The organism is Kribbella sp. (genome assembly GCF_035687465.1).
In the GTDB taxonomy this organism is placed as follows: domain Bacteria; phylum Actinomycetota; class Actinomycetes; order Propionibacteriales; family Kribbellaceae; genus Kribbella.
In genome coordinates, this window is the sequence record NZ_DASRXP010000459.1 from 1 (window position 1) to 11,089 (window position 11,089).

At 68.6% G+C, this 11,089-nt stretch carries 11 protein-coding genes; 6 read left to right on the top strand and 5 right to left on the bottom strand.

The window, feature by feature from the left end; all coding sequences use genetic code 11:
- Nucleotides 1-132: 132 nt before the first annotated feature.
- The 4 genes from VFG33_RS24110 to pelF are packed head-to-tail and all read right to left on the bottom strand — an operon-like array spanning nucleotide 133 to nucleotide 4,737.
- Complete coding sequence (locus tag VFG33_RS24110; RefSeq protein WP_325055215.1) at nucleotides 133-1,101, bottom strand: endo alpha-1,4 polygalactosaminidase; 969 nt, start codon at nucleotides 1,099-1,101, stop codon at nucleotides 133-135.
- 29 nt (nucleotides 1,102-1,130) lie between these two features.
- Entirely contained in the window at nucleotides 1,131-1,895 is a 765-nt protein-coding gene (locus VFG33_RS24115; protein ID WP_325055216.1) for a spherulation-specific family 4 protein, read from the bottom strand.
- Between the two features lie 41 nt (nucleotides 1,896-1,936).
- Nucleotides 1,937-3,334, bottom strand: coding sequence for a hypothetical protein (locus tag VFG33_RS24120; protein WP_325055217.1), 1,398 nt, complete (start codon nucleotides 3,332-3,334; stop codon nucleotides 1,937-1,939).
- Nucleotides 3,331-4,737 carry a GT4 family glycosyltransferase PelF gene (gene pelF / locus VFG33_RS24125; RefSeq protein WP_325055218.1) on the bottom strand — a complete coding sequence of 469 codons (1,407 nt, stop codon included), beginning with the start codon at nucleotides 4,735-4,737 and terminating at the stop codon, nucleotides 3,331-3,333. Before pelF ends, VFG33_RS24120 begins: the two co-directional genes overlap by 4 nt.
- 199 nt (nucleotides 4,738-4,936) lie before the next feature.
- Here pelF and galE point away from each other — a divergent pair, with 199 nt between their 5' ends.
- Together galE and VFG33_RS24135 are read left to right on the top strand one after the other, a co-directional pair.
- Nucleotides 4,937-5,980: a UDP-glucose 4-epimerase GalE gene (gene galE, locus VFG33_RS24130; protein ID WP_325055219.1), complete on the top strand. Its 1,044-nt coding sequence runs from the start codon at nucleotides 4,937-4,939 to the stop codon at nucleotides 5,978-5,980.
- A gap of 210 nt (nucleotides 5,981-6,190) precedes the next feature.
- Nucleotides 6,191-6,604: a VOC family protein gene (locus VFG33_RS24135; RefSeq protein WP_325055220.1), complete on the top strand. Its 414-nt coding sequence runs from the start codon at nucleotides 6,191-6,193 to the stop codon at nucleotides 6,602-6,604.
- Here VFG33_RS24135 and VFG33_RS24140 read toward each other — a convergent pair.
- A complete protein-coding gene (locus VFG33_RS24140; RefSeq protein ID WP_325055221.1) occupies nucleotides 6,601-7,383 on the bottom strand; it encodes an IclR family transcriptional regulator domain-containing protein in 783 nt (260 codons plus the stop codon). The genes VFG33_RS24135 and VFG33_RS24140 overlap by 4 nt on opposite strands.
- A 102-nt stretch (nucleotides 7,384-7,485) precedes the next feature.
- Between VFG33_RS24140 and VFG33_RS24145 the strand changes: the two genes are divergently transcribed.
- The 4 genes from VFG33_RS24145 to VFG33_RS24160 all read left to right on the top strand — a co-directional run.
- Nucleotides 7,486-8,328, top strand: coding sequence for a CoA transferase subunit A (locus VFG33_RS24145; RefSeq protein ID WP_325055222.1), 843 nt, complete (start codon nucleotides 7,486-7,488; stop codon nucleotides 8,326-8,328).
- A complete protein-coding gene (locus VFG33_RS24150; protein WP_325055223.1) occupies nucleotides 8,321-9,073 on the top strand; it encodes a CoA-transferase subunit beta in 753 nt (250 codons plus the stop codon). Before VFG33_RS24145 ends, VFG33_RS24150 begins: the two co-directional genes overlap by 8 nt.
- Complete coding sequence (locus tag VFG33_RS24155; protein ID WP_325055224.1) at nucleotides 9,066-10,145, top strand: maleylacetate reductase; 1,080 nt, start codon at nucleotides 9,066-9,068, stop codon at nucleotides 10,143-10,145. The genes VFG33_RS24150 and VFG33_RS24155 overlap by 8 nt, the downstream gene beginning before the upstream one ends.
- Nucleotides 10,142-11,089 (top strand): thiolase family protein (locus tag VFG33_RS24160; protein ID WP_325055225.1); only part of this gene is annotated, 948 nt, incomplete at its 3' end. The genes VFG33_RS24155 and VFG33_RS24160, both read left to right, overlap by 4 nt.

Sequence of the window (11,089 nt, forward strand, 5' to 3'; positions counted from 1 at the left end):
TCGGCAAGTTCGGGGTGCACTCGCGGCTCGAGGCGGTCAGCTACGCGGTGGCCAACGGCATCATCGACCCACCGACCTGAGCAGTGCAGGGCAACCGACAGGGCAGCATCAGCTGCCCTGTCGGGCTGTCTGTCAGCAGGGTTCGCGGGCCGCGCCGAGGTCTTCCGGCTTGCGCATCGAGCTGAAACCGTACTTCCGGGTCTCCGCACAGAACGCGCCGGTGCCGAGCTCGTACTCCACATGCAGTACCGCCTTGCCGGCGCGGATGAACGGCACCAACGCCTCGCACTCGTTGAACTGGGCGCATTGTTCGTTCACCGCGAAGTCGAAGGCGGACACGAGCTGCGACACCTGCCCGAGGTCGTTCTTCAGCCCCACCGACATGCCGCGGCTGTGGGCCAGACCGGCGATCCAGCGGTTGTAGCTGAGCTGGTCGGCAGCGGTCAGCGGGAAGCCACTGTCGTTGGCATAGCCGTCGACATTGTCGGGCTCGACCGCGTCGAATCCTTTCGCCCGGCACTGGTCGAAGCGGGCCGCCATGATCGGACCGAGGACGTTCCTGCGCCGGATGTCCAGCCACTGCTCGCCCGGCCAGCCCTCCACGCCCTTGCCGCGCACCGACGCGGGGAACCTGCCGCTGTCCGGCCGGCCCTTCTCGTAGGTGCCGACGTCCACGTAGCAGATCACCCGACGACCGCGCTTGTGGAGCTCAGCCACCTGCGCGGCCGATGTGTCCACCCCGTCAACGTCGTAGACGGGCGCATTCACACTGAGATTCAAACTCCCGCTCAGCTGCCACTGCCACGCCGTCCCGCGGGCAGGCGCCCATCGCTTGGTGGTCTTCGGCGGCTTGTTGGGGATCACAGGGATCGTCCCGTTGCCCACCGCGGTCGGCCGCGGGGTCGCGCGTTTCCCGGGCGTGGTGCTCTTCGGCGGAGCACTCGGAGGCTTCGAGGGGGCCGTCGAGGACGCCTTCGATGGTACTGCGGTGCCCGGTGACCAGGTCTGCGATGACGGATTCGGGGTCGACGAACTCTCCGGCGACGAACTCGCGGCCGGATCGCCACCCGAGCACGCGGCGACCAGGAGCAGCCCCGTCACCGCGACCACCGTGCGAACAGGTCTGCCGATCATGTGTGGGCTCGGTGCCGGCCGTGCACACCGTGCCGGTTCACAACCTCGATCAGTTCCGCGGGCAGTCCGTTCCACGGGTTGCCGCCCGTCTGGTCGGTGACGAAGGCAAGTCCCGCTCCCTGCGAGGCCACCCTGTTCAGCGTCGCCTCGAAGCCGCTCTGCGGTACGCCGTAGACCAGGTGCCAGAGGCGTTCCGGTGGAATGCCCTCCGGGCTCGCCATCGTCGCCAGCCTGCGGTGCATACCGTCCAGGTTCTCGAAGACACACGACACGTCGAACGTCTCCAGGTAGTCGGTGTGCGGGACCATCCCCGGGTTCCCGACCAGGGTCTTGATCCCGGCCTGGCGGGCAAACGCGGCGATCGGCTGGTAGTAGGGCAGGTTCGCGGGGTCGGGCGACACCCGGTCGAACATGATGCCCTCCACCTGGTACCGGTTCAGCCAGGTCGCGACGTCCGCCATCACGTCCTTGGCGGGCCGGGCGGAGTAGTCCGTGTCCACGTAGCCGTGCAACGGCACCCCGCCCTCGCGCAGGCTTGCCAGCGCCCGCGGGTAGTACGGGTCCTCTTCCGCACCCGGTCCACTGTCCACGTTCACCACGGCGAACGCGACCCGGCCCAGCTGGGCCTGCTTGATCAGCTCGGCCCACTGCTCCGGCGCCTCGGCCGGGTGGAGGTACCACGGGATGGCGAGCCGCAGGTCGGCGATCGACAACGATCGCTCCTCCCCGCCCTTGGTCTTCTTCGCTGACCTATTCCACATCGCACTACTCCTCGCTGATTCGTTTCCCCTCGAGCGGAGCCTCATCTGTGCAGCTCCGGTTTCACCAGCAGCCGCAAGGCGACAACTGTCAGCACTACGGCCAACGCCGTACACACAACGAAGTACTCGATGGCCAGCTCTGCGGCCTTGTTCTCCGCGGGCACCCGTACCCAACCTCGTACTGCGAGTGCCGCCAACGCAACTGCGGTCACGCTGAGTACCGGCCGGAGTTGCTGGTAAGCGACCAGCAACAACGCGGCCAGGAACGCCCAGCCCAGGGCACCGGCACCCGCGAATCTGACGACGGCGACCTCGTCCAGCACCGGCACCAGCGTGATCGCCGCGATGACGGTCAACGCTGCCAGCCCGAAGACGTACCCGGTCATGCAGCCGAGCACCGCACGCCGCAGAGCTCGGGCAGCACCCCTCCTCGTCTCCGTCGTGCGCAACGCGATCTCGGCGCGACGCCGGTAGCGAGCCAACTGGAACTCGGCGACCAGTACGCCGCACATCAGCGGCGCCATCGTCACCGAGATCGCCAAGTGGGTGGGAGCGACGAGGCTGTCGACCAGTGCGAAGCTCAACAGCATGGCCAGAAAGGTCCCGTAGCCCACGTACGGCATCGCGCCGCGCAAGGCAGCACGGGCCAGCCTCGCCGAGGGCGGTTTGGCCCCGCGGAGCAAGTGGGCGACCCAGCCCAGCGTCACCGCCAGCGAAGTACAGATCGCCACCAGAACAAGCCATCTCGGCACAAGTTCCGGCCGGATCAGCGCCGGAATGCTGACGGCCAGACCGGGGATCAGCGCGAAGCCGATCACCGCCGGGCGGTTCAGCACCAGCGCGATGCTGCTGGACAGCACGAACGCGATCTGCCCGACTCCCAGCAGGATCGCCGACCAACCGACCAGCCCGAGAACCCCGGCCGCCGCGCCGACCACGGCGGAGGGGACGATCGTCACCAGCGCCATGATCATCATCTGCCAGCGCGCCCCCGCGGGCGATCCGGCACCCATCACCCGGTAGCCGACGTACGCGATCCCCTGGCCGGAGGCCCAGCCGACGGCGACCGAGACCAGGACGGCCCAGACCAGTGCCCGTTCCGGCTGGCGTCCGAGCACGGCGCCGGTCAACAGCGCCGGCAGCACGAAGACCATGCCGCGCAGCAGGGTCCCGCTGATGTCGACCGGCTCCGGCGCGATCGCCTCGACGGCCGCCGCACGAGCGGCCGACAGCCACTCGAACCGCTGCCGGGCGAGGGCGAAGACGTCCACGTGGCCGTACCGTTCCCGGGCAACCTTGTCGTTGACCCCGGATGCCTCCAGTGCGGCGGCGACCTCGAAGGAGTCGACCGGCATCACCTCGGACCGGCCCACCAGCATCTCCCCCGGCCCCTCGGATCGGACCTTCGTCACCGGTAGCAGGACAGAATCAGCACTCATGAAGCCTCTCCGCTCAGTAGGAGTTCGGGGACCGGGGCGGCAGATGAGTAGAGCATCCGGTAGCTCTCGATCGACCGCTCGAGAGTGAAGGTCTCCAGGGCGCGAACCCTGGCGTCCGCGCCGATCCGACGGCGCAGTTCGTGGTCGGTGAGCAGTTCCAGACAGGCCTTGGCGAAGGCCTCCGGATCGCGGGGGGCGACGATGATGCCGGCCTCGGCCACAGCGTCGGCGGTGCCGCCGACATCGGTCGAGACGGTCGCGCGACCGCACATCATCGCCTCGATCACGGTGTACGGCATCCCTTCGGAGATGCTGGACAGAGCGACTAGATGGCCGGCCTCGGCGGCGATCCGGCTGGACGGCACCGGACCTTCCAGCCGTACGCCGTCGCGGACTCCGAGCCGATCCGCCAGCGACAGGCAGCGGGCCTCGTAGTCCTCGTTCCCGGCTGGTGTCGGTCCGAACAGCCGGAGGACGGCAGTCGGCAGTTCGCGCCGGACGATCGAGTAGGCATTGATCAACATCTCCAGGTCCTTGAGTGGGTCCACCCGGCCGACCCAGCTGATCGTGGGCACGTCCGGCTCGGTGGTGACGACCGGGTAGGAGGCCGGCTCGACACCGTTGTAGATGGGGATGATCGACCCCTCGTCGGCGCCGAGATTCCTGGCCCAGCGGGCGTTGAACTGCGCCACCGGTACGACGAAGTCGGCGTTGCGGTATCCCACCTGGGTGAGCTGTCGGAGGAATCCGAGCACGATCCGCCGGACGGCCTGGGAGTAGCCGAGATCCCAGAAGGCGAGGTACCGCTCGCGCAGGTAGACCCCGTGCTCGGACATCACCAGCGGCGTACCGTGGCGCCATTTCTCGCCCAGCGCGACCATCGTCGGCAGGCCGTTCGAGACGGCGTGACACAGGGTCGGCCGGGTCGCCAGATCGACGGCGATCGGCAGCAGCGACCGCTCCAGCAGGCAGACCGCTGTAATGGCGTCCCGCACGGTCAGGCCGGTGCCACCGTCATCGGTCCACAGATCCAGCAGGTCCGACACCAGGTCGCAGGCCCGGAGCGCCGCCGGCAGGTCGATCTCGATGGCCAGCAGAGCGAGCTCTTTCAGCCCTGCCTCGAACGTCTTCGTGTTGCCGTGGACAGAACCCGAGACCACCGCCCGGGCGGCCCGGTCCACCCGGAACTGGCTCCGGGACCGGTGCATCCGCGGCGCCGGACCCCACAGCGCCACCGGCCGCAGCGAGGCGACGTTCGCCGGGAGTTCCCAGGACGGCCGCTCATTGCCGGAGGCAACCAGTGAGACCAGGTGGAAGCGGTGGTCGGGCAGGCCGCGAACCAGCTTGTCACACCAGGTACTGACTCCACCGCGGACGTACGGATAGGTTCCTTCATTGATCAAAGCGACATCCATCACCAGTCCGTCCCCCCGGATCCTCGGTGCTGCCTCCACCCTGCCCGCCCGGGATCTCGCGGTGATCCGGCAACTGACGAGCAGCTGTCTCCTCCAGGTGCACTAGTCCACCTGGACACTGACAGACAACACCTCCTCCTCCTTCTGCACGTTCTCCACTACCGCCGGTCCGGCCCACGCTTCAGGTATGGAAAAACTCACGGGGGGCAAGGCGGAGTCGCCGCGGGAAACCTGGCTGCTGACCGGCGGCGCCGGCTACATCGGCGCTCATGTCGCGGAATCGCTGGCGGGTGCAGGCAAACGGGTGGTCGTGGTCGACGACCTCAGTACCGGCCTGGCGAGCCGGGTACCGGCCGGTGCCGAGCTGGTCACCTGCTCGGTGCTCGACACCGAGCAGCTGACCGACGTCATGCGCCGGTTCCAGGTCGACGGCGTGATCCACCTGGCCGCCAAGAAGGCGGTCGATGAATCAGTCAGCCAGCCGCTGCACTACTACCACCAGAATGTCCGTGGCACGGCCAGCGTGCTCGAGGCGATGAGCTCGGCCGGCGTCCGCCGGCTGGTGTTCTCGTCCAGTGCCGCCGTGTACGGCGTACCGCCGGCCGGTCCGGTGACCGAGTCCACCCCGACCGCACCAATCAACCCGTACGGCGCCACGAAGCTGATCTGCGAGTGGCTCGTCCGGGACGCGGCGCCGGCGCTGGACCTGTCCTGGATCAGCCTGCGGTACTTCAACGTCGCAGGCGCGGGCCGTCCCGACCTGGGTGATCCCGGCGCGACGAACCTGCTCCAGCTCACCTTGCAGGCACTCACCCGTGGCGCGCGGCCCCAGGTCTTCGGCCAGTCGCACCCGACCCCTGACGGCACCTGCATCCGCGACTACATCCACGTCGCCGATCTGGCCGACGCCCATCTCGCCGCGGTCCGGCAACTCGACCGCCCGGACTCGCCCGAGCTGCACGACGTCTACAACGTTGGCTGTGGTCGCGGTGCCAGCGTGCTGGAGGTCCTGCGCACGGTGCAACGGGTCACCGGCATCCGCCGTCCCTACGAGATCGCCCCGGCGCGGCCGGTCGATCCGCCGGACGTCGTCGCCGACCCGGCCCGGATCCAGGCCGAACTCGGCTGGTCCGCCAAGCATGATCTGGACTCGATGGTGAGCTCCGCCTGGGCAGCCTGGCAGCACGCCGCAGTCGTGACCGTCAGCGCCGGCACGGGCAGTCACCCCTAGCGCCCCCAACCCCCCTTGGGGGCTCGTCCCCGCTTCCCCATGCGCCCTCATCAGGCCCATCCCGGGAAGCGGGGACGACGCACGTCGCGGGCCGGAAGGATTGCTCAGGAAAGTGCTCATTCGGTGAGCACTTTGACTGGGATCGTTGGTGTCAGCACCCGGAGAACACCATCCAGGCTGTCGATCTTCAACCATGAAGGGAACACCACGATGTTGCGAGGATTCGCCACCGTCAGCTTCTTCGTCGAGGACCTGAGCGCCGCCAAGGCGTGGTACACCGAACTGCTCGGGATCGAGCCGTACTTCGCCCGCCCCGAGGTCGGCGACCCGGCGTACGTCGAATTCCGGTTCGGGGACCTGCAGTGCGAGCTCGGTCTGATCGACGCCCGGTTCTCGCCGCACGGAGTCTCCGACAAGCCCGCCGGCGCCGTCATCTTCTGGCACGTGGACGAGCTGGAGGCCACCGTCGAGCGGCTGCTGCAGCTCGGCGCGACGGTGAACGAGGGCATCACAGTTCGCGGCGAGGGCTTCCGGACCGCCTCCGTGGTCGACCCGTTCGGCAACATCCTCGGCGTGATGACCAACCCGCACTACCTGGAGATGCTCGAGTCCCTCAAGGCTTAGATGCGGCCGCGGCGGCGCAGCGCAGTACTGATGTGGTCGGCGCATTCCCGCAGCGGTCCCAGTACTTCGCTGCGCAGCGAGGCCCGGGTGGATCGGGCAGCATGAGCCGACACGTTCAACGCAGCCACTGGCCGGCCTCGCGCATCCAGGATCGGTACTGCGATCGACCGCAACCCCAGCTCCAACTCCTGGTCGACCAGGGCATAGCCGTCAGATGCTGCGCGGGCGATGACCCCGCGCAGCCCGTCGATGGACGTCACTGTGTGCTGCGTGAGTGGCTCTGCATCCAGCGAGCCCAGGTACGCCGCGAGCTCGTCCTCAGGTAGTCCCGCCAGCAACACCCGGCCCATCGACGTCGCATAGGCGGGCAGCCGGGCCCCCACTCCCAGCGCGACCGTCATGATCCGGCTGGTCGGCACCCGGGCGACGTAGACGATGTCCGGCAGGTCCAGCGTCGCTACCGAGCAGGACTCCCGGGGCTTGGCACTGAGCTCCTCCATGAACGGCCCGGCGATGTCCCCGAGATCCAGCGACGACAGGTAGGCCCAGCCGAGCGCAAGTACGCGCGGTGTCAGTGAGAACCGCCGTCCGTCGGAGCGCACGTAACCGAGCTCCTCCAGCGTGAGCAGGATCCGCCGGGCGGTCGCCGGCGTGATGCTGACGTCCCGGGCGACCTCGCTCAGCGTCAGCGACGGCGTCTCCGACGAGAAGGCCCGGATCACGGCCAGCCCACGCTCCAGCCCTTGCAGGAACGTCCCTGTAGACGCGTCACCAGGCATCGGTTAGCCTTTTCGTTGAAAGAAGAAACTTTCGCTGAGCGAAATCCTAGCCGGACGAGGTACGCCGCGTCCAGCGGATCTCGGAGCAGTCCAGGAGATTGCATGACCAGTCCAGCCACCAGCCCTCTGGCCGAGGCGATCGCCGAGCACGTGCACGACGGGGACACGGTGGCCCTGGAGGGCTTCACCCATCTGATCCCGTTCGCGGCGGCGCACGAGATCGCCCGGCAGGGCCGACGCCACCTCACGCTGGTCCGGATGACGCCGGACCTCGTCTACGACCAGCTGATCGGTTTGGGCGTCGCGGACGAGCTTGTCTTCTCGTACGGCGGCAACCCGGGCGTCGGCTCACTCCACCGGCTCCGGGACGCCGTGGAGAACCACTGGCCGCGGCGACTCGCAGTACGGGAGCACAGCCATGCTGGGCTCGCCAATGCCTACTCGGCCGGCGCCGCGCGGCTGCCGTTCGCAGTACTGCGGGGCTACCGCGGCACCGATCTCGAGGAGCAGCGGGAGATCATCTCGCAGGTCACGTGCCCGTTCACCGGCGAGCAACTGGCCGCGGTGCGGGCGGTGAATCCCGACGTCACGGTGATCCACGCGCAGCTCGCGGATCGCGACGGCAACGTGATGCTCTGGGGGATCACCGGTGTGCAGCGTGAAGCCGTGCTCGCGGCGGATCGAGCGATCGTGACGGTGGAGGAAGTGGTGGACGAGTTCCCGGAGCACACTGGCGGGGTGATCCTGCCGAACTGGGTGCTGTCGGCGGTCAGCGTCGTACCGAACGGCGCCTGGCCTTCGTACGCGGCCGGCTATTCGGTGCGCGACAACGACTTCTACCAGGAGTGGGACGCCATCTCGCGGGACCGCGGCTCCTTCCTGGCCTGGGCTGCCGCCAACAACCTGTCGCCCGCCGAAGAACTGACGGAGGTCGCCGATGCCTGAGTGGGACAGCGCGGACATGATGAACATCGCCGCCGCGCGGGAGCTGTACGACGGGGACGTCTGCCTGGTCGGGGTGGGACCGCCGAACCTGGCGGCGAACCTGGCCCGCCGGACGCACGCACCGAACTGCCGGCTCGTCTACGAGTCCGGCGCGATCGACGCGAAGCCGAAGCGACTGCCGTTGTCGATCGGCGACGACGACCTGGCTGCCACGGCGACCGCGGTGGTGTCGGTGCCGGAGATGTTCAACTTCTGGGTCGGGGCCGGGCGGATCGACGTCGGGTTCCTCGGCGCTGCCCAGATCGACCGCTACGGCAACATCAACACGACGGTGATCGGCGACCATGCCAATCCGAAGGTCCGGCTGCCTGGCGCGGGTGGCGCGCCGGAGATCGCGGCTGCAGCGAAACGGGTGATCGTGATCGTGAAGCAGTCGCCGCGGACCTTCGTCGAGCGCGTCGATTTCGTCTCCTCGGTGGGTTACGGGCCGACCGGACGGGAGCGGTCCGCGCCCGGCGCCGGCCCGACGCTGGTGATCACCGACCACGGCGTGCTCGAGCCTGATCCCGAGACGCACGAGCTGACCCTCACCAGACTGCACCAGGGGATCACGGTCGAACAGGCTGTCAAGGCCACCGGCTGGACCTTGAAGGTTGCCGACAGCATCAAAGACGTGCCGCCACCGACAGCGCTCGAACTCACCGCACTACACCGCCTCCGCAACCGCGAGGCAGCAGATGCTTGAGGGGTTTGTGCATGTGGGGTTGCCGAGCCGGATCGTGCTCGGGGCCGGGGCGCTCGACCGGGTGCCTGATGAGGTCGATCTGCTCGGGATCGGCATTGGGAAAGTGTTGCTGATAGCAACCAAGGCCGTCCGGGGCGATGCTGATCTGCTCGAGGTCGCGCTGGGTGATCGGTTCGCGGGCCGGATCGACGAGGTCCGGCAGCACGTACCGGCGGAACGCGCCGAAGCCGCCCGGGCGAAGGCGATCGAGGTCGGCGCGCATGGCATCGTCGCGATCGGCGGCGGTTCGGCGATCGGCCTGGCGAAGGCGATCGCGCTCACCTCGGGGCTGCCGATCATCGCCGTACCGACGACCTACGCGGGCTCCGAGATGACGCCCGTCTGGGGCCAGACCACCGACGGCGACAAGGCGACCGGTACCGATCCGATCGTGCTCCCGAAGACCGTCGTCTACGACCCACTTCTCAGTCATCGCCTCCCATTGAAGGTGACCACAGCAAGCGTCGCCAACGCCTTGGCGCACTGCGTCGAGGCCCTCTGGACCCCCAAGGCCGATCCGATCACCGAGGTCACCGCTGTCGAGGGAGCCCGGGCTCTCCGCGAAGGTCTGCTCGTTGTCCTAGGCAACCGCAGCGATCTCGAGGCCCGCAGCAACCTCCTGTACGGTGCCTGCCTGGCCGGCTCCGCCCTCGCCTCCGCCGGGACCGGTTTGCACCACAAGCTCTGTCACCTGCTCGGTGGGGCCTACAACCTCCCTCACGCCGAGACCCATGCCGCGGTCCTCCCCCAGGTCACCCGCCTGAACGCCCCGGCCGTACCGCGCGCCAAAGCGCGCCTGGAGGCGGCTCTCGAGACGGATGACCTGGCCACCGGCCTCTTCGACCTGTTCGTGAAGTCCGGTGTGCCGACGAGTTTGAGGGAGCTCGGTCTCACCGAGCAGCAGGCGGTCGAAGCCGCCCGCAAGTTCGCGGCGAGCAAGCCCGACAACCCGGTCCCGGTCGACGAGGAGATCCTGACCGAGGTCCTCATCCGCGCCTGGGCCGGGGAACGACCTGAAGGAGTAGTGCGATGAGATCGGCCTACCTGCTCGACGCCGTCCGGACCCCGGTCGGCAAGCTCGGCGGAGCCTTGGCCGGTGGACGCCCGGACGACCTCGCCGCCGTGACGCTGAAGGAGTTGCTGCTCCGGCACCCGGACCTTGATCCGGCCCTGATCGAGGACGTCTTCCTCGGCAACGCGAACGGCGCGGGCGAGGAGAACCGCGACGTCGCCCGGATGGCCGCCCTGTTGGCCGGCTACCCGACCAGCGTCCCCGGTACTACGGTCAACCGGCTCTGCGGGTCCGGCCTGGAAGCCGCGATCCAGGCTGCCAGGGCGATCGAGACCGGCGACGCGAGCCTGCTGGTCGCGGGCGGGGTGGAGTCCATGAGCCGCGCACCCTGGGTGCTGCCCAAACCTGACAAGGCCTTCCCCCACGGCAGTGTGACGGCCGAATCTACCTCGCTCGGCTGGCGGCTGGTCAACCCGCGGATGCCGTCCGAGTGGACCGTTTCGTTGGGTGAGGCCACCGAATTGCTGGCCGAGCGCTACCACGTCGGGCGCGAGGAGCAGGACGTCTTCGCCTTGGAGAGCCACGAGAAGGCGGGCAAGGCGTGGGCTGCCGGAAGGTTCGACGCCGAGGTCGTCGGATGGGACCACCTCGCGCAGATCCTCCCGCAAGGGCGCAACGCCCCACAGGCACTGACCCGCGACGAGTCCATCCGCGACGGCGGCACGCTGGACGTGATGGCGCGCCTCAAGCCCGCCTTCCGTTCCACCGGCACCGTGACCGCGGGGAATTCCTCGACGCTCAACGACGGCGCCTCCGCAGTACTGATCGGCGACGAGGCGATGGCTCAGCGGCTCGGAGTCACGCCGCTGGCGCGGATCGTGAGCCGGGCGGTGCATGCGGTGGAACCGCAGTACTTCGGCATCGGTCCGGTCGAGGCGTCCCGCAAGGCGTTGGCCAAGGCGGGG